This window comes from Mucilaginibacter gossypii (assembly GCF_017569325.2).
In the GTDB taxonomy this organism is placed as follows: domain Bacteria; phylum Bacteroidota; class Bacteroidia; order Sphingobacteriales; family Sphingobacteriaceae; genus Mucilaginibacter; species Mucilaginibacter gossypii.
This window is the reverse complement of sequence record NZ_CP071878.2, coordinates 256,610-273,790: the sequence shown is the minus strand read 5'-3', so window position 1 is coordinate 273,790 and position 17,181 is coordinate 256,610. Positions and strand designations below refer to the sequence as shown.

Here is a 17,181-nt window from a genome sequence, read left to right as displayed (position 1 = left end):
GCTTCGACGAGCTCGGCATGACACCCGTTTTCAGATGTATTAATTTCCAACCAGGCAATCAATTCCCTCCCAAAACTTCCATAACCGCCTGCGCCTTCAACAAACATTCTTCATATTCATTTTCGGCGATAGCGTGATAAGTTATAGCTCCACCTGCGTGAAACGAAAGGTATTTATTGGAGGAATTATAAAGCAATGAGCGGATCACTACGTTAAAATCAAAATCATCATCCGGACTGAAATAGCCTATTGCACCTGAGTATACGCCACGCTTACTGCGCTCATATCGCTCCATTAACTGCATACAGCTAACTTTCGGGGCACCTGTCATGCTGCCCATCGGGAAAGTGTTTTTGATGGCCTGTACGTTTAAAAGGCCGTCCTTTATTTCACAAACCACCGTAGAGATCATCTGGTGCACCTGCTTAAAGCTGTAGATACCAAAAAGTTCTTCGGTTTTAACCGTGCCGGATTTAGCCGATCTGGTTAAATCATTTCTTACCAGGTCAACAACCATTACGTTTTCCTGCAGTTCTTTGGGATGGCTGCGCAGGCTCTGTTTAGCCTGTTCATCGGCTTCAATATCATCCATCCTTTTAGCCGTACCTTTTATGGGTTGCGAGATGAGTTTACTTCCCCGTTTAGCCAAAAATCGTTCGGGCGAGGCGCCGAGAATATAATTCCCATTCCATTTAAAAAAAGTGGAGAACGGATTGGGCGAAACTTCGTTCAGTCTCGTAAAAATCTCCAGCGGATCAAGAAGTACATCCTCTGCAAAAAATTCCTGGCAAAAGTTAGTGACATAAATATCGCCCTGGGTAATGTGCTCTTTTATTTTGTTTACCGTGTCAATGTATTCCTGCCTGCTGAAGCGTGGGGATAGGTTAACGGCGGATTGTTGAACATACGGGGGCAGATCTTGCCCGTCTATCGCTTTTATAACCAGTTCGGGATTATCTGAAATAATTTCAGCCTCCTCCCCCCTTATCAAAATCAGATGCTGAGGAACAAAGAAATACAGGTCTGGAAATTCTAAACCATCGGGATTGGTGGATGTAAGCGCTTCAATTTCATTTTTGAGGTCATAGCCCAGGAAACCCGTCATCCATCCGGGGTTACTTTTTCTGAAATCATCAAGCTTATCAAAAGCATTACCGGCGTTAGCATTCAGAGAGGTACGGGAGCCGACCGCTATCAGCGTATCAAATTTGGAATAGGGATCATTAAATCCATTCGAATCAAGATAACACAGTGTGTCAAAAGTTGCAGCCCATTGCAACGCCTTTATTCTGAATCCCGGCAGATCATTAACCTGTACTATCACCCTGCAAAAATAACCAAGTAAATGAAAAAGGCCGGGATGCCCGGCCTTTTATTCTTATTATTAACCCTAATTAATATAGGGGATAACCTATTAATGTAATGTTAAAGTCTGCTTCCTGTCCGGGCCTACAGATAAATATTTCACTGGTACGCCAAGTTCGGCCTCAAGATAATCAATGTATGATTGCAGCTTAGCCGGGATCTCAGACAGTTCGGTAATACCAGTCAAGTCTTCGTTCCAGCCATCAATTTCCTTGTATACCGGCTCTGGTTTAACTGAGCAAATATCGTAAGGCATATAATCAATCTGCTCGCCCAGATAGTTGTAATGAGTAGCAGCATAAATTTTATCGAAACCGCTTAATACATCAGCCTTGGTCATTACCAGTTGAGTAACGCCATTAAGCATAATAGCGTATTTTAAAGCAGGAAGATCGATCCAGCCGGTACGACGTGGCCTGCCTGTAGTAGCACCAAACTCATGGCCTACTTTGCGTAGTTCCTCACCTGTTTCGTTTTCCAGTTCGGTTGGGAACGGACCGCCACCTACACGGGTGCAATAAGCTTTGAAAATACCTATTACTTCGCCAATTTGCTGTGGGGCAATACCTAAACCTGTGCAAGCGCCGGCAGCGGTAGTATTTGATGAAGTTACAAACGGATATGAACCAAAATCAATATCAAGCATAGCGCCCTGAGCACCTTCTGCTAAAACTTTTTTGCCTTCTTTAATATAGTTGTTAACCAAATGTTCAGAATCAACAAGCGGGAATTGGCGTAAAACATCGAGAGCTTCAAAAAACAATGTTTCGCGTTCTGAAAAATCTGCTACCTCGCCGTAAAGCTGCTGCAGCATTGATACGTGTTTATCAACCAGTTTCTGGTAACGCTCCTTAAAATCGGGCAGGGTGATATCACCAATACGTAAACCGTTACGACCGGTTTTATCCATATAAGTTGGACCAATACCTTTTAACGTTGAACCAATTTTGCCTTCACCCATCTTTTTTTCATTGGCGGCATCAAGCAACTGGTGGGTAGGTAATATCAGGTGTGCTTTTTTAGCAATTAAAAGATTCTTTTTGGCCAACAGGTCATGCCCCGCATCTTTTAATTTATCCAGTTCTTTTTTCAGGGTGATAGGATCAATCACCACACCATTACCAATAAGGTTCATGGTGTTTTCAAAAAATATACCTGAAGGAATGGTGTTTAAAACAAACTTTTTACCGTCAAACTCCAACGTGTGACCTGCATTTGGCCCGCCCTGGAAACGTGCAATCAGGTCGTAACCCGCGCTAAGCACATCAACAATTTTTCCTTTTCCTTCATCGCCCCACTGGAGGCCTAATAATACGTCAACAGCCATTAATTTATCGTAAGTTCAAGAATATGTGTTATGAAAGGGGGCAAAGTTAAATTTTTCTGTCACAAAAACCCTCTCTTAATTTGGCACAATTACCATAAAGGTTTAAAGAGTGGTGTTTGATGTCAAATTTTAATATATCGCCCATCATACTCTGGATCTGCTGGATGCGCGGATCGCAAAACTCAACCACTTTACCACAGTCGATGCAAATGATATGGTCGTGCTGTTTGTAGCCGTATGATTTTTCGAACTGGGCCATGTTTTTACCAAACTGGTGTTTAGTGACCAGATCGCACGAAACCAACAGCTCAAGCGTATTGTAAACCGTTGCACGGCTTACACGATATTTTTTATTTTTCATGTGGATGTACAACGACTCCACATCAAAGTGATCTGTACGGGAATATATCTCTTCGAGTATAGCAAAACGTTCAGGGGTTTTCCTGAGGTTTTTATTTTCGAGGTAGGCCTCAAAAATTTTTTTAACCATTGGTATGGTATCCTGCTGTGACATAATGATGTATTAACGGGGCAAAGTTATTAATAAATTATGGATTAGAGAGACAAGAGGTCAAGAGTCAAGAATCAAGATTGGTGAATTCTGTCTTGCCTCATAATTCTTAATTTCCTGCTTCTTTCTTGCTTCTTGACTCTTGACTTCCTGCTTCTATCCTCACGATGCTTTTTCAATCGCCGAATCAAAACGGTTAACCGCGGTTACGCCTTTTACTTGTTTTAGGTTTTTAATCAGGGTATCAAGGTGACTGGTGTCGTTCACATACAACATCAGCGAGCCTTCAAATATACCATTATCACTATCAACAGTGATAGACCTGATGTTTATTTTAAAATCATTTGATATTACCGTAGTAAGCTTATTGATCAGCCCTACCTCATCAATACCGGTAATACGCAAACCGGTTAAGAAGGCAAGCTCCTGCTGATTTGTCCAGCGGGCTTTTACTATCCTGTAGCCATAGTTGGCCATAAGCTTAGCCGCATTAGGGCAATTGGTACGGTGGATCTTGATGCCATCGCTTACGGTAACAAAACCAAAAACATCATCGCCGGGGATAGGATTGCAGCAATTGGCCAGCTTGTAATCAATCTTTTGCATATCCTCGCCAATAAGCAGGATATCGCTGTCCTTAGCCTTGATATTTTTGATGAGGTTTTGAACCTGCTCCTGGTCAATTTTATCCTGCGGCTTATTGTCAATCACTTTTTCAGATGCCTGGTACTCTTTCAGGTCCTTCATATCAATAATGCCTTTGGCAACATTGTAAAAAAGATCCTGAGTGGCCTGCAGCTTGAAAAAGTAGCTGATTTTTTGCAGGTTTTCGGAATTGTAAGTGATCTTAAGCGATTTCATTTTACGCTCCAGGATCTCTTTGCCATCCTCGGCAATCTTGCGTTTTTCTTCTTTTAAAGCCGACTTGATTTTAGCCTTGGCCTTTGCGGTAACTACAAAATTAAGCCAGTCTTCCTTAGGGGTTTGCTTGCCTGAGGTAATGATCTCTACCTGGTCGCCGTTTTGGAGCTTGTAGCTTAGCGGCACCAGTTTATGATTCACTTTAGCACCGATACAGCTTGCGCCTACATCGGTATGGATCTCGAAGGCAAAGTCGAGCGCCGTAGCATTCAATGGCAACTGGATCAGCGCTCCTTTTGGCGTAAAAATGAAGATCTCATCACTAAAGAGGTTCATCTTAAAATCATCGATGAAATCGAGCGCGTTGGTATCCGGGTTTTTGAGCATTTCGCGCACTTTGTGTACCCATTGGTCAAGGCCGCTGTCGGTGCTGGCTTCCTTGTATTTCCAATGCGCGGCAAAACCTTTTTCGGCAATCTCGTTCATGCGCTTGGTGCGGATCTGTACTTCAACCCACTGCCCCCGCGGGCCCATTACCGTGGTATGCAATGATTCATAACCGTTGGCTTTGGGTGAAGAGATCCAGTCGCGCAGCCGGTCTGGATTGGGGCGGTACTGGTCGGTTACTATCGAATAAGCTTTCCAGCAGTCGGCCTTTTCATGTTCAGGGGCGCTATCCAATATAATCCGGATGGCGAAAAGATCATATACCTCTTCAAAAGGTATCGATTTCTTTTTCATCTTATTCCAGATAGAGTGGATTGATTTCGGCCTGCCAAAAATATCAGCCTCAAGTCCCTGGCTTTGCAGCGATTTATTAATTGGCTCGATAAAATCGCGGATAAAACGCTCGCGTTCGGCCTTTTTCTCGTTCAGTTTATTTTTGATGAACTGGTAGGTTTCGCGTTCCATATATTTCATGGAGAGGTCTTCCAGCTCAGATTTTATGGCATATAAACCCAGGCGGTGTGCCAGGGGCGCATACAGGTAAACCGTTTCTGATGATAACTTAAGCTGCTTATCCCTGGGCATAAACTCCATGGTTCGCATGTTATGCAGCCTGTCGGCAAGCTTAATCAGTATCACCCTTACGTCGTCGGCAAGGGTAAGCAGCATTTTACGGAAGTTTTCGGCCTGCAATGAGCTGTTGGTATCAAATACACCTGATATTTTGGTAAGGCCGTCAATAATTTTGGCTACCTTTTTACCAAATTCCATCTCAATTTCATCAAGCGTCATGTTGGTATCTTCAACCACATCGTGCAGCAGGGCGCACACTATTGAGGTGGTACCCAGGCCAATTTCTTCGGCGGCTATCTGGGCAACGGCAATAGGGTGGTATATATAAGGTTCGCCGCTTTTACGGCGCATATCCTTATGGCTTTCAAGGGCCATATCAAATGCCTTGCGTATCATGCGTTTATCGCCCTTTTGCAGGGTTGATTTACAGGCACGCAACAAAGCACGGTATCTTTTTAGTATCTCGTTCTTCTCGGCTTCCAGGTCTATCACTAAGTCTTTCATGTACGGGGTATTAGCGGTATTCAATCATAAACATGCAGCAAATAAATATTATTGCAGGTATTAGTAAAATACCAAAAAAAATTACATTATTTTTGTATTAAGTAAAAATATGAAATTTATTGGTTTTACGCTGCTGTTATGTTGCTTAATGGGCGCTGCAAAGGCCCAAACAGCTACGCCTGCACCCGTAACTCTTGGCAAAAATGATACCATCAAAACAGCGATGACCAACCTTGATGGTGAGCTTGTACCATGGATAGTTGAGCCGGAGGTTAGAATTGTAGATACCCGTATTTTTGCGAGCGAGGCCGACAGGCTAAACTACCGCCGTTTGCGTTATAATGTAATGAAAGTACTGCCCTACGCACGTTTTGCAGGGCAAAGGTACCGCCAGTTACAGCGCGACCTTGCCGTTACTGCCGACAGGAAAAAACAAAAAGAACTGGTAAGCACCTGCGAGGGTGAAATAAAAAACCTGTTCAATAAAGAAATAAAAAACCTGACAATTAGTCAGGGAGAGGTTTTAATTAAGCTTATTGACCGCGAAACCGGGCAAACCAGCTTTGCTATGGTTAAAGAATTAAAAGGCGGCTTTAAGGCTTTCATGTTCCAGTCGGTAGCAAGCATATTTGGTCATAACCTCAAAGAAACCTACGACCCTGAAGAACAGAAGGATATCGAGGCCATATTAAATCAGGCCGGATATAATTCATACAGCAATTAGTTTAATGGATAACAAAAGCATTTACCGGTTTAACGTTAAAAAGTTAAACGGTGAAGAGATCAGTCTTTCCGAATATAAAAACAAAGTTCTTTTAATTGTAAACACGGCATCGCAATGCGGCTTTACACCTCAACTAAAAGAATTGGCAGCTTTAAAAACGCAGCTTGCCGGCAAGGATTTTGAAATTCTTGCATTCCCTTCAAATGATTTTGGCGGCCAGGAACCTTTAGATGGCGAAGCTATTGCCGTTTTTTGTGAAGCCAATGGAGCAAATTATCCCATATTTGAAAAAATAAGGGTACGCGGCCCATATGCCGACCCATTGTATCAATTTTTTGCCGATAAAAAGGAGAATGGTAATGTACGGTCGGTTCCACGCTGGAATTTTCATAAATTTTTGATCAATAAAGAAGGTCATGTGGTTGATTTTTACTATCCATTTACCAAGCCCAACTCCTCAAAAATCAGGCGAAAGATTGACCGCCTGCTGACAGCGGCATCTAACCAATGAATTACTTTTGCGCATGCTTAAATTAGATATATTAGTTTTATCGGTACATCCTGATGATGCTGAATTAGGTTGTTCAGGTACAATTTTAAAACATATTGCCCTTGGCTATAAAGTTGGTATTGTTGACCTTACCCGCGGAGAACTGGGCACCCGCGGCTCGGCCGAGATCCGTAAACAGGAAGCCGCCGCCGCCGCCGAAATATTAGGTTTAGCCGTACGTGAAAACCTTGGCCTGCCCGATGCCTTTTTTGAAAATACCCGCGAACACCAGGTAAAGGTTATTGAAGCCATCCGCAAATTTCGCCCTTCCATCGTAATAACCAATGCTTACCATGACCGCCATCCCGATCATGGCCGGGCAAATGAACTTGTTGAAGCCTCGGCATTTTTAGCGGGCCTTCGCAAAATAGAAACATTTGGTATTGATGGCACACCACAAGAGGCCTGGAGGCCAGATATGGTGCTTCATTTTATACAGGATAACTATATTACCCCTGATATATTAATTGATATAACCGAACATTGGGATAAAAAGATAGAGAGTATTAACGCTTACGGATCGCAGTTTTATAACCCAAGCTGGGAAGGTGAGCCTCAAACCTATATTTCAACATCCAATTTTATTGAAATAGTAACCGGCCGGGCACGCGAGTTTGGCAAAAGCATCCAGGTAAAATATGCCGAGGGCTTTACAAGCAGAAAAATTTTAGGGGTAGATAATTTATTTAACCTTAAATAATATTTATATTTAACTATAAGTTATATATAATAAATTTCACCCCAAATAAACAGGGAGCCTGAAAATCAGGCTCCCTGTTTATTTTAGCAAGTATGATGATACTTATGCTTTAATATATTCAAAGCGATTGTTTTCATTGCTCCGCTCCCTTCTGAGCTTATTTTCATTAGCTAATTTTAAGAGGATCCCTGAAAGTTCAGATGTTTTAAAATCAGAATCATACTGTTCTTTACAGTAATTGGCAATTGATGAAATAGACCGCTGACTATCAAAGAAATCTGTATTTAGCAATTGATTAAGTATTTTGGTAGCGCCGGGCTTTTTACGTCCTGAAACACCTCCGCCTTCATCTTCAACGCGTAATTTCCTTACTTTTTTACCAAACATTTCAACACCCTCGGCATCTACTTTCTCCGATTCGATCATAACTTCCAGTAAACGGTCAATTATTCGAACCTGCACAGCTTCAGATTTGAATGAGTTTACAACCTCGGCAACTTCAACCAGTTGTTTCTTTAATTTCTCTATGTGTTTGCTCATGGTGCTTGAAATAGAACTACGTTACTTTAATAGGGTTGCAACAAATCTAATCGGAATAATAACAAAAAATATAGCGTATTTTGGAAAAAAAGTAGCGTATATTAATATCTTTCCATTTTTGCAAATAATAGATGTCGATTTTACCTTATTAAATATTAGTTAATTTCATCCGTTTCATGAGCGGATTTAGCTGTAGCCGGGATTAATTTTCTTTATTTACTGTATTATAAAGTGACCGAAAGCTGTTCAAGCATGTCAAGGCCTATGTCAATGTGGCTTTTTTCGATGATCAGCGCGGGGCGGAAACGCACACTCCTTTCGCCGCAGCCAAGGTACATAATATTATTATCAAAACCTTTTTTAATAAAGCTGTCCCTTATTGCTTTGTCCGGAAAATCAAAGGCAGTAAGCAACCCTTTCCCCCGCACATTACTTACAACCGGGTGCCGTTCGGCAATTTCACTCAAACCATTTTGTAGGTACTCTCCCATTACTGCCGCATTATCGCAAAGCTTATCCTCCTCAATAATCTCCATTATTTTTGACGAGCGTACCATATCAACCAAACTGCCCCCCCAGGTTGAGTTTATGCGCGATGATACTTTAAATACATTATCTTCAACCTCGTCAATGCGCCGGCCAGCCAATATGCCGCAAACCTGCATTTTTTTACCAAAGGCAATGATATCAGGGCGCGCCTTTTCTCCAAAGTGTTCATGGCACCAGAATTTGCCTGTTAAACCAACTCCCGTTTGCACCTCATCGTAAACCAGCAATGCCTCGTACTCATCAGCAAGTTCACGCAGCTTCTCTAAAAACTCTTTGCGTACATGGTTATCACCGCCTTCTGATTGTACAGGCTCAATTATTATGGCGCATATATCATCCTTATTATCTTCAAATGCTTTCCTGATTTGTGCCACCGATAATTGCTCTCTCTTTAACAGGTCTTCATGATTGGCATCGCTGTAAGGGAAATTCATATAAGGCACAGATACCCGCGGCCAGTCAAACTTGGCAAACCACTTGGTTTTATTAGGCAAGGTATTGGTAAGGCTCAGGGTATAACCCGAGCGGCCGTGAAAAGCATGCTCAAAGTGCAATACTTTAAAACCTTTTTCCTTAGTATAGCCCCTGGCAAAGTTTTTCTGCACTTTCCAGTCCATAGCTACTTTCAGCGCATTTTCGATAGCCAGCGCACCACCGGAAATGAAAAAAGCATGCGGTAAATATTCGGGGATCCCTATCCTGTCAAATGTTTCAACAAACTGGGCGTATTGCGTAGTGTAGATATCTGAATTTGACGGGTTGGTTAATGCCGCAAGCATGAGGTTTTTCTTAAACTCTTCATCATTCAGCATTTTGGGATGGTTATAGCCCAAAGGCACCGAAGCAAAGCAGGTAAAAAAGTCAAGCAGTGTGCGGTTATATTTTGCGTCATAAATATAAACACCCTTACTTTTTTCCATATCAAAAGTGAGGTCGAATCCATCGGCCAGTACATGCTTTTGAAGCGATGCCTGGACATCCTGCGGAGAAACAAGTAGGTTGTACATATTAATTTGGTTTATTACAAATTTAGTAAAAACCGCCTAAAATCAAAATTTAAGGGGTTTTTGAACCGATTGGCAAAAAAGTAACTTTAAATTGTTTAAAGTTACTTTTTGTACCAAACTCAAAACCGGTACACCTGCTTCAACCACAGTATTCATAAAAAAATGCAGCCGAAATTTACATTTTCTGCCCGGTTAACATCAAATTCCTCCTCCTGCGAACCTGAATTGTACCGGGGTAGCTTCATAAAATTTTCATTTTAATTAATTTGACATAGGTTGATTATTTTAATACTAAATTAGTGGCAGATACAACCAAAAGGGATATTTATAACTATGGGAGAAGAACCATTATCTGCCAGCAACTCAAAACCGGTCCCAAAATTAACATTTACCAATAGTACCGACTGGGATTTACTTGAAGACCTGCCCGTTGCAGTTTACACCTGCGATAAAGAGGGCTACATAACCTCATTTAACAAAGCGGCGGTAACGCTTTGGGGCAAAACGCCTCACATTAATAAAGACAAGTGGTATGTAAACTGGGAGATATTTACATCCGATGGTATACTGTTAACTCCCGATGAAACACCAATGGGCAAAGTATTAAAATATGGCAAGCCTGTAAAGCAGCAGGAAATGCTTATTAAACGTCCTAATGGAAGTGTAAGTTATATATTATCCAACCCTAAACCCCGTTTTAATGAAAATGGCGAACTGGCAGGCGCCGCCAATACCCTGATAGATATTACAGAACAAAAAAATACCGAATCAAAGCAATGGATGCTGGCCTCTATCATTGAATCATCAGAAGATGCCATTGTAAGTAAAAACCTTGATGGTGTAATTACCAGCTGGAACGGCGCGGCCCAACGTTTATTTGGTTATACAGAAGATGAGATCATAGGCAAACATATCACGGTTTTGATACCGGAAGACCGTTATAATGAAGAAGAAATGATCATTAATAAAATACGGGCCAACGAACGGATAGAACATTTTGAAACCATACGTAAAACAAAAAGCGGCGAGGAAATACAAATTTCGCTTACCATATCTCCCATAAGAAACAACAGCAATAAGGTAATAGGGGCTTCAAAAATAATCCGCGATATAGGCCGGCAAAAAAAATCAGAAGAAAGATTACAACAATATGCCGAACGCCTGGAGATCTTAAACTCCATAGGACAGGTTATTTCGGCCGAGTTGGATATTCAAAATATCCTGCAAAAAGTTACCGATGCCACTACCCAGCTTTGCGGCGCGCAGTTTGGCGCTTTTTTTCACAACCAGGTTAATGAGCAGGGCGAATCATATATGCTGTTCACGCTTTCGGGCGCGCCGCGTGAGGCATTTGAAAAATTTGGTATGCCGCGTAATACGGCAGTCTTTCACCCAACTTTCAGTGGCGAGGGAACGGTAAGGGTTGATGATATAACCAAAGACCCGCGTTACGGAAAAAATGCACCACATTTTGGCCAGCCTAAAGGGCACCTCCCGGTAGTAAGCTACCTCGCGGTTCCGGTAAGGGGCAAATCGGGCGAGGTGATTGGCGGGTTATTTTTTGGGCACGAACAACCGGCCAGGTTTACCAGGGAGCACGAGCAACTTGTTTTGGCTGTTGCCGCCCAGGCCGCGGTAGCACTTGATAACGCCAAGCTTTATGAAAATATTAAAGAGCTTAATGAAAAAAAGGATGAATTTATAGGGCTTGCAAGCCATGAGTTAAAAACACCGGTCACCAGTTTAAAGGGTTACCTGCAAATCATTGCCCGTAACCTCCCGCCGGATGATAAAAGCAAAGTACTGGCCAACAGGGCATTGGAGCAAGTAGGCAAATTAACCATCCTGATATCGGATTTGCTTGATGTTACCAAAATCCAGACCGGTAAATTGCCTTTTACTTATACCGATTTCGATGTGATCAAACTGCTTACCGAATTGAGGGAGATCCTGCAACAAACCGGCCCCTCCCATCAGCTCCTTTTAAATTTACCTGCCGGGGAACTAATTATCCATGCCGATAGCCAGCGTATTGAACAGGTTGTCATTAACCTGGTAACCAACGCCGTTAAATATTCGCCAAAGGCAGATAAAGTGATCATCGAAGCCCTTGTTATCAACAACAAATTCAGGGTATCGGTGCAGGATTTTGGCATCGGGATCCAGCCCGATCAACTGGATCGGGTGTTTTCACGTTTTTACCGCGTTGAGAACCTCGCCTCTCACATGTCGGGGTTAGGAATTGGCCTGTACATTTGCCAGGAAATTGTTAACCGCCACCAGGGCAGGCTTTGGGTTGAAAGCACTTACGGCGTAGGCTCAACCTTCCATTTTGAGATCCCAATAAACACGAATTGAAATTTATGCACGAATGCTTAGCGTATTATTGAGCAATTAGAACGAATTACACGAATTAGTTGGTTCGTGTAAATTCGGACGCATTTGTGAAATTAGTGCTATTTAATTCCAATTCGCGAAAATTCGACCTCATTCGTGTAATTAGTGTTGATTAATTAGTGTTGATTAAACTTTTCTTTCATCCCCAATAATCCCCAAATCCCCCCGCTATGAATAGCCAGGATTTTACTGCCGGGTTTAAAATGCCCTTTGCTTATTAAATCATACAGTGCATACATCATTTTACCGGTGTATACAGGTTCTATCAATATCCCTGTTGTTGCTACAAATTGTTTAATGAAACTGATAAGCTCGTCATTCGCTTTGCCATAGCCTCCAAAGTGGTAATCGGTATGTATGTTATAATCTGCCGGGGCTGTTAAGAACCGGCCTATCTCCTCTTTAATAAAACCACCGTTTTTAAATACCGGAACCGCGTTGAACTTTGTTTTAAGCTGATGACCATTTAATCCGTTAATGATACCTGCCGCTGTTGTACCTGTACCGCAGGCGCAAAAGATATAGTCATAGCTTTCTGTTAACTCGTTAACCAGTTCGCTGCAGCCTTTGGCACCTTCGGCAGATGCACCCCCTTCGTCAATAAAAAAAGCCTGTTCATCATTACCAAAATACTGATTGAACAGTGCAAGTTTATCACGATAGCTGTTACGATCGGTAAACTGCAGTTCCATACCATGCAGGTGGCATAAAAACAGGGTATCATTATCTACTTCCTCTCCCCTTACAATACCCGTTGATTTAAAGCCAAACTTTGCACCAGCCGCAGCTGTAGCCATCAGGTGGTTTGAATAAGCTCCGCCAAAAGTAACGAGGTGAGTTTTGCCTTCGGCTTGAGCCTGTTTAAGCACATATTTAAGCTTGCGCCATTTATTGCCCGATATCATTGGATGGATGAGATCATCGCGCTTGATAAAAACTTTTACGCCGTGGCTATCAAACAATGAGCTGTTGATTTGCTGTACCGGGCTAAAAATTTCAAGCTCAATGTTCATAAAATAATACGACGTTAATGCTATTGCAATATTACGTTTAACCTACCATAAAAAACGATTACTTTTGCGCCTCAAATGGCACACGAACCCGAACTTATTGAGCAGGAAGAACAGGACTTGTACGAACACTTACGCGTAGTGGTTGACAAGGGCCAGTCGCTTTTGCGGATTGATAAATTTTTGATGCACCGCGTGGAGAATGCTTCGCGCAACCGTATTCAAAATGCTATTGAGCTGGGCAATGTGCTGGTGAACGATAAACCTATCAAATCGAGCTATAAGGTAAAGCCGCTTGATGTGATCTCAGTAGTGCTGCCACACCCTCCGCGCGATACAGAAGTATATCCCGAAAACATCCCCATCAATATTATTTATGAAGATGATGATGTATTGGTGGTTGACAAAGAAGCTGGTATGGTAGTACATCCCGGTTATAACAATTATACGGGTACACTGGTTAATGCGCTGGTTTACCATTTTCAGCAATTGCCAACCTTGCCGGGCAACGATGGCAGGCCGGGGCTGGTACACCGCATTGACAAGGATACTTCAGGCCTGCTGCTTATCAGCAAAAATGAGCGTGCCATGAACTGGTTGGCTAAGCAGTTTTTTGAGCATACCATCACCCGCAAATATATAGCACTTGCCTGGGGCGATATACCGGAAGACGGCACGGTTACCGGCTATATTGGCCGTAGTGTTGCCGACAGGCGGGTAATGTCGATATATGATGACCCCGAAAAAGGAAAATGGTCTGTAACGCACTATAAAGTTTTAGAGCGAATGGGTTACGTTACCCTGATTGAATGCCAGCTGGAAACCGGCCGTACCCATCAAATCAGGGCGCACATGAAGCATATCGGTCACCCCTTGTTTAGCGACGCCACTTACGGTGGTGATAAAATTTTAAAGGGCACCATGTTCAGCAAGTATAAGCAGTTTGTTGAAAATTGTTTTGAGCTGATGCCACGGCAAGCCCTGCATGCACAAACACTGGGCTTTTTACATCCTACATTAAAAAAGCAGGTGCATTTTGAATCGCCGCTGCCGGCTGATTTTGAGGCCGTACTTGCAAAATGGCGAAAGTACAGCGATACAGATACGAAATAACAGACGTTAGATAGAAGAGCAACAATACCCGGTAATTATTAACAACACGATCAAATTATAATATCTATCCGTCCTATGATGCCCGTATTCATCAATTTTAACGGCGAATATCTCCCCCAAAACACCCCATTGCTTACCATTGGCAACAGGGGCTTTAAATATGGCGATGGCCTGTTTGAAAGTATGCGACTAATGAAAGGGAAACTGAAATTTGCTGAACTGCATGCCGACCGTCTACAGCGGGGCATGAAAGCTCTTAAAATTGATGGTTATTCGCAAATGGATACCTGGTTCCTGAACGAAATAGTTAGTGAGCTTGCCCGCCGAAATAAAGTTAAACACGGCAGGTTACGCCTTACCGTCTACCGCGATGCCGAAGGCTTGTATACCCCTACTCAAAATAAAATGGGCTATTGCCTGGAGCTAACCCCATCCGAAGAGCCCCGGTATTTTTTGAATGAGAAGGGCCTGATCATGGATGTGTTTACGGAACTGCCCAAACCGTCCAACTATCTGTCGAACATTAAAACATGCAACTCGCTTATTTATGTAATGGCGGGTTTGTATAAAACCCAAAACAAGCTGGATGATGTTTTTCTGTTGAACCAAAGCGGTAACCTGTGCGAAGCCAGCAGTTCCAATATTTTCATCAATTACCAAAATCATTTATATACCCCGGCGTTAAGCGAGGGCTGCGTTGAAGGTGTAATGCGCCAGGTAGTGATCAAACTGGCAAAAGAAAACAACATTGATATCACCGAAGCCCAGATCAATCCTGATATTTTATACGAGGCCGATGAAGTATTTTTAACCAACGCCACCCGCGGTATCCAAACCGTTATGGGTTTTGGGGTAAGGCGCTATTTTAATCAGTACAGCAAGGTACTGATGGATGAGTTGAATAAATTGTAATTTTTAATAAGAGCGTCGTTTCAACGAACAGCGAGGGGCAAAGCGCCGGATTGAGGAGAAAATCCTATAGCCCATGTAACGGAAGGCTGGGCTTTCAGCTTTAGGCATTCAGCTTTTTTATGCCCCTATTGCCTTCCTGTAATTTCGAAGTGCCCTGATGATTGTCATTACAATTTCGTGCTGCCCTTCGTCCGAATTAAGGTACTCCTCCTCTTCGGGGTTATTAATGAAACCGGTTTCTATCAATACAGCAGGCATCGCGCTATGGGCCAGCACCAATACCCCCTGTTCTTTCACACCATTACTTTCGCGGCCATCTACCCCGGTAAACTCATCGTCAAGCAAATCACCAAAACGGATACTTTGCTTACGGTATTTCTGAATATAAGCATTCAGTACGATCAGGTTTGAAGGATCGCTTTCATCATAGCTCTCGTAGTTCTGTTTGTAATCCTTTTCCTGGAAAATGGAAGCATTTTCGCGTACGGCCTCTTCCTGCTCCTTAAGGCGGTGGAAACCGTATACCAGCATCAGTACACCTTTTTGCTTGTGTGCACGTGCGGCAGTGCCCTCGGGCGATGAATTGCAGTGAATGGAAATAAACAGGTTGCCATGGTTTTGATTAGCAATAGCCGAGCGCTGGTTTAGCGGGATAAAGGTATCATCGGTACGGGTAAGGATAGCGTTAACATCAGTAATGGCCGTATCAAGAGCTGCCTTGAGCTTCAGGGCTATGGACAGTGTTACATTTTTCTCAAACGAATGTGAACCACGCGCCCCGGCATCCTTACCGCCATGCCCGGCATCAATAACAACCGTTTTAAACCTAAAAGTTGTAACAGCAGGTATAGTATCTTTTTGCTGCGCGAATGAATTTTGAAACAGGAACACCAGGATGATCATCCCGGGCAAAGCGACGTATTTCATTTTTTCACCGCCTTTTTACTGCACCTGGGGCATAAGCCATGAGCATACAGGGTAAAGCCATGCGACTCAAAACCCGCAGGGAGATCTATAGCGGGCAGATTCATATCATTAAGGCAATATACATTTTTGCACTGGGTACAATTAAAATGCAGGTGCTCGTCATGGTGGTCATGCTCATTACAGCTTGATGAGCAAAGGGCATAATTTGCCGTACCATTTAAATCAAATACTTTATGGATGATCCCTTTTTCTTCAAAAGCATTGAGGATCCGGTAAAGTGTAACCCTGTCGATATCATGCATCAGGTTCTCCAGGTCGGGCTGCGAGGTAGCGGAATGTCTTGACGACATCATAGATAAAACCCGCAGCCTGGGCGCAGTTTTTTTCAGGTGATGTTTATCAAGCAGGTGCTCAAAATGATGTATATCGCGGGTTTGTGTCATGTATCAATTGGGTAATAATTATAAGGCCGCTAATTTAATAATGGTACGTATAATATACGCCATTAGTTGCCGGCTTTTATAACGGTATTTTTTATCGGCTTAGTATGACGGTTTGATACAGCCGGGGCACCATGCTTTTCATGATTACAAGCCGGACTCAAAAAGCAGTTGAACAGCAAAAATGCATAAAAGAATTTCCTGTGGCGCTTATCCATTACTCAACCTTTTCAAGTTTATATGTTTTATGATCATGATTGCAGGCACCGGTATACCTATAATTTATATAATGCGCGGCGGCTATCAGCAAGCCCCCAACAGGAACTATCATAGCCTCGTATTTTCCTGTTGTTGTAAACGCGTGCCCTCCCATTATGATAACAAAACCTGATACAAGCATAAATATTGGAACTGAACGGCGATGCGTACGCCGGTAAGATAAGCCTATAGAATACACTCCTATCACCAGGGCGAAAATGATCATCCCCCACTCTACCCAGACGTTAGCCAAAAAACCAAGGCCCACCAACGGCAAACTGGTAAACAGCAAAGGCACTACCGCACAATGGATAGCACAAAGCGTTGAAGCGGTGATACCAATATTATCCAGCCGGGGTGAAAGCTTTTGAAAATCCATGCCGCAAATATAAACAAGTTAATGCAACACAATTGCATTTGTTTTCATTACCCATATTTGAGTTTATTAAATTAACAAATACCTGAC

16 protein-coding genes are annotated in these 17,181 nt (G+C 42.7%); 6 read left to right on the top strand and 10 right to left on the bottom strand.

Annotation, left to right across the window (positions count from 1 at the left end):
• Positions 1 to 58: 58 nt before the first annotated feature.
• The 4 genes from J3L18_RS01305 to J3L18_RS01290 all read right to left on the bottom strand — a co-directional run bounded on the left by J3L18_RS01305 (position 59) and on the right by J3L18_RS01290 (position 5,588).
• Positions 59 to 1,324 carry an anthranilate synthase component I family protein gene (locus J3L18_RS01305; RefSeq protein ID WP_223266278.1) on the bottom strand — a complete coding sequence of 422 codons (1,266 nt, stop codon included), beginning with the start codon at positions 1,322 to 1,324 and terminating at the stop codon, positions 59 to 61.
• A gap of 90 nt (positions 1,325 to 1,414) precedes the next feature.
• Positions 1,415 to 2,692, bottom strand: a complete 1,278-nt coding sequence (locus J3L18_RS01300) for an adenylosuccinate synthase (protein WP_129571371.1) — start codon at positions 2,690 to 2,692, stop codon at positions 1,415 to 1,417.
• 46 nt (positions 2,693 to 2,738) lie between these two features.
• Positions 2,739 to 3,206 (bottom strand): Fur family transcriptional regulator, encoded by a 468-nt coding sequence (locus tag J3L18_RS01295; protein WP_091175283.1) that lies wholly within the window; start codon positions 3,204 to 3,206, stop codon positions 2,739 to 2,741.
• Between the two features lie 159 nt (positions 3,207 to 3,365).
• Positions 3,366 to 5,588 (bottom strand): RelA/SpoT family protein, encoded by a 2,223-nt coding sequence (locus J3L18_RS01290; RefSeq protein WP_090529622.1) that lies wholly within the window; start codon positions 5,586 to 5,588, stop codon positions 3,366 to 3,368.
• 109 nt (positions 5,589 to 5,697) lie between these two features.
• Here J3L18_RS01290 and J3L18_RS01285 point away from each other — a divergent pair, with 109 nt between their 5' ends.
• Genes J3L18_RS01285 through bshB1 form a run of 3 tightly spaced genes read left to right on the top strand, consistent with a single transcriptional unit; the run spans position 5,698 to position 7,562 of the window.
• Complete coding sequence (locus tag J3L18_RS01285; protein ID WP_091175285.1) at positions 5,698 to 6,312, top strand: DUF4294 domain-containing protein; 615 nt, start codon at positions 5,698 to 5,700, stop codon at positions 6,310 to 6,312.
• Positions 6,313 to 6,316: 4 nt separating this feature from the next.
• Complete coding sequence (locus J3L18_RS01280) at positions 6,317 to 6,823, top strand: glutathione peroxidase (RefSeq protein ID WP_129571372.1); 507 nt, start codon at positions 6,317 to 6,319, stop codon at positions 6,821 to 6,823.
• 13 nt (positions 6,824 to 6,836) lie between these two features.
• Positions 6,837 to 7,562 (top strand): bacillithiol biosynthesis deacetylase BshB1, encoded by a 726-nt coding sequence (gene bshB1, locus J3L18_RS01275; protein WP_129571373.1) that lies wholly within the window; start codon positions 6,837 to 6,839, stop codon positions 7,560 to 7,562.
• Positions 7,563 to 7,664: 102 nt separating this feature from the next.
• Here bshB1 and J3L18_RS01270 read toward each other — a convergent pair whose 3' ends face one another.
• On the bottom strand, positions 7,665 to 8,102 hold the full coding sequence (locus tag J3L18_RS01270; protein ID WP_090528165.1) for a hypothetical protein: 438 nt from the start codon (positions 8,100 to 8,102) through the stop codon (positions 7,665 to 7,667).
• Positions 8,103 to 8,326: 224 nt separating this feature from the next.
• Positions 8,327 to 9,658 (bottom strand): L-lysine 6-transaminase, encoded by a 1,332-nt coding sequence (lat, locus tag J3L18_RS01265; protein ID WP_091175296.1) that lies wholly within the window; start codon positions 9,656 to 9,658, stop codon positions 8,327 to 8,329.
• A 333-nt stretch (positions 9,659 to 9,991) separates the two neighbouring features.
• Here lat and J3L18_RS01260 point away from each other — a divergent pair, with 333 nt between their 5' ends.
• On the top strand, positions 9,992 to 12,016 hold the full coding sequence (locus J3L18_RS01260; RefSeq protein WP_129571374.1) for a PAS domain S-box protein: 2,025 nt from the start codon (positions 9,992 to 9,994) through the stop codon (positions 12,014 to 12,016).
• 155 nt (positions 12,017 to 12,171) lie between these two features.
• Here the strand turns inward: J3L18_RS01260 and J3L18_RS01255 are convergent, their stop codons facing one another.
• On the bottom strand, positions 12,172 to 13,068 hold the full coding sequence (locus tag J3L18_RS01255; RefSeq protein WP_129571375.1) for a 1-aminocyclopropane-1-carboxylate deaminase/D-cysteine desulfhydrase: 897 nt from the start codon (positions 13,066 to 13,068) through the stop codon (positions 12,172 to 12,174).
• Positions 13,069 to 13,143: 75 nt separating this feature from the next.
• Between J3L18_RS01255 and J3L18_RS01250 the strand changes: the two genes are divergently transcribed.
• Together J3L18_RS01250 and J3L18_RS01245 are read left to right on the top strand one after the other, a co-directional pair.
• Positions 13,144 to 14,178 (top strand): RluA family pseudouridine synthase, encoded by a 1,035-nt coding sequence (locus J3L18_RS01250; protein WP_129571376.1) that lies wholly within the window; start codon positions 13,144 to 13,146, stop codon positions 14,176 to 14,178.
• 75 nt (positions 14,179 to 14,253) lie between these two features.
• Complete coding sequence (locus J3L18_RS01245) at positions 14,254 to 15,090, top strand: aminotransferase class IV (RefSeq protein WP_129571377.1); 837 nt, start codon at positions 14,254 to 14,256, stop codon at positions 15,088 to 15,090.
• Positions 15,091 to 15,207: 117 nt separating this feature from the next.
• Here the strand turns inward: J3L18_RS01245 and J3L18_RS01240 are convergent, their stop codons facing one another.
• The 3 genes from J3L18_RS01240 to J3L18_RS01230 all read right to left on the bottom strand — a co-directional run bounded on the left by J3L18_RS01240 (position 15,208) and on the right by J3L18_RS01230 (position 17,094).
• The gene (locus tag J3L18_RS01240; protein ID WP_091175307.1) at positions 15,208 to 16,017 is read right to left on the bottom strand and encodes an N-acetylmuramoyl-L-alanine amidase family protein; all 810 of its coding nucleotides are present in this window, start codon (positions 16,015 to 16,017) and stop codon (positions 15,208 to 15,210) included.
• Positions 16,014 to 16,460 carry a Fur family transcriptional regulator gene (locus J3L18_RS01235; protein ID WP_090528187.1) on the bottom strand — a complete coding sequence of 149 codons (447 nt, stop codon included), beginning with the start codon at positions 16,458 to 16,460 and terminating at the stop codon, positions 16,014 to 16,016. Before J3L18_RS01235 ends, J3L18_RS01240 begins: the two co-directional genes overlap by 4 nt.
• A 214-nt stretch (positions 16,461 to 16,674) precedes the next feature.
• Positions 16,675 to 17,094, bottom strand: a complete 420-nt coding sequence (locus J3L18_RS01230; protein ID WP_129571378.1) for a MerC domain-containing protein — start codon at positions 17,092 to 17,094, stop codon at positions 16,675 to 16,677.
• Positions 17,095 to 17,181: the final 87 nt, after the last annotated feature.

Excerpts from the sequence above, each read along its gene's own strand:
- J3L18_RS01280 (WP_129571372.1), top strand. The coding sequence starts at position 6,317 with ATGGATAACAAAAGCATTTACCGGTTTAACGTTAAAAAGTTAAACGGT.
- J3L18_RS01240 (WP_091175307.1), bottom strand. The coding sequence starts at position 16,017 with ATGAAATACGTCGCTTTGCCCGGGATGATCATCCTGGTGTTCCTGTTT.
- lat (WP_091175296.1), bottom strand. The coding sequence starts at position 9,658 with ATGTACAACCTACTTGTTTCTCCGCAGGATGTCCAGGCATCGCTTCAA.
- J3L18_RS01285 (WP_091175285.1), top strand. The coding sequence starts at position 5,698 with ATGAAATTTATTGGTTTTACGCTGCTGTTATGTTGCTTAATGGGCGCT.
- J3L18_RS01260 (WP_129571374.1), top strand. The coding sequence starts at position 9,992 with ATGGGAGAAGAACCATTATCTGCCAGCAACTCAAAACCGGTCCCAAAA.
- J3L18_RS01290 (WP_090529622.1), bottom strand. The coding sequence starts at position 5,588 with ATGAAAGACTTAGTGATAGACCTGGAAGCCGAGAAGAACGAGATACTA.
- bshB1 (WP_129571373.1), top strand. The coding sequence starts at position 6,837 with ATGCTTAAATTAGATATATTAGTTTTATCGGTACATCCTGATGATGCT.
- J3L18_RS01255 (WP_129571375.1), bottom strand. The coding sequence starts at position 13,068 with ATGAACATTGAGCTTGAAATTTTTAGCCCGGTACAGCAAATCAACAGC.
- J3L18_RS01270 (WP_090528165.1), bottom strand. The coding sequence starts at position 8,102 with ATGAGCAAACACATAGAGAAATTAAAGAAACAACTGGTTGAAGTTGCC.
- J3L18_RS01230 (WP_129571378.1), bottom strand. The coding sequence starts at position 17,094 with ATGGATTTTCAAAAGCTTTCACCCCGGCTGGATAATATTGGTATCACC.
- J3L18_RS01300 (WP_129571371.1), bottom strand. The coding sequence starts at position 2,692 with ATGGCTGTTGACGTATTATTAGGCCTCCAGTGGGGCGATGAAGGAAAA.
- J3L18_RS01295 (WP_091175283.1), bottom strand. The coding sequence starts at position 3,206 with ATGTCACAGCAGGATACCATACCAATGGTTAAAAAAATTTTTGAGGCC.
- J3L18_RS01245 (WP_129571377.1), top strand. The coding sequence starts at position 14,254 with ATGATGCCCGTATTCATCAATTTTAACGGCGAATATCTCCCCCAAAAC.
- J3L18_RS01235 (WP_090528187.1), bottom strand. The coding sequence starts at position 16,460 with ATGACACAAACCCGCGATATACATCATTTTGAGCACCTGCTTGATAAA.
- J3L18_RS01250 (WP_129571376.1), top strand. The coding sequence starts at position 13,144 with ATGGCACACGAACCCGAACTTATTGAGCAGGAAGAACAGGACTTGTAC.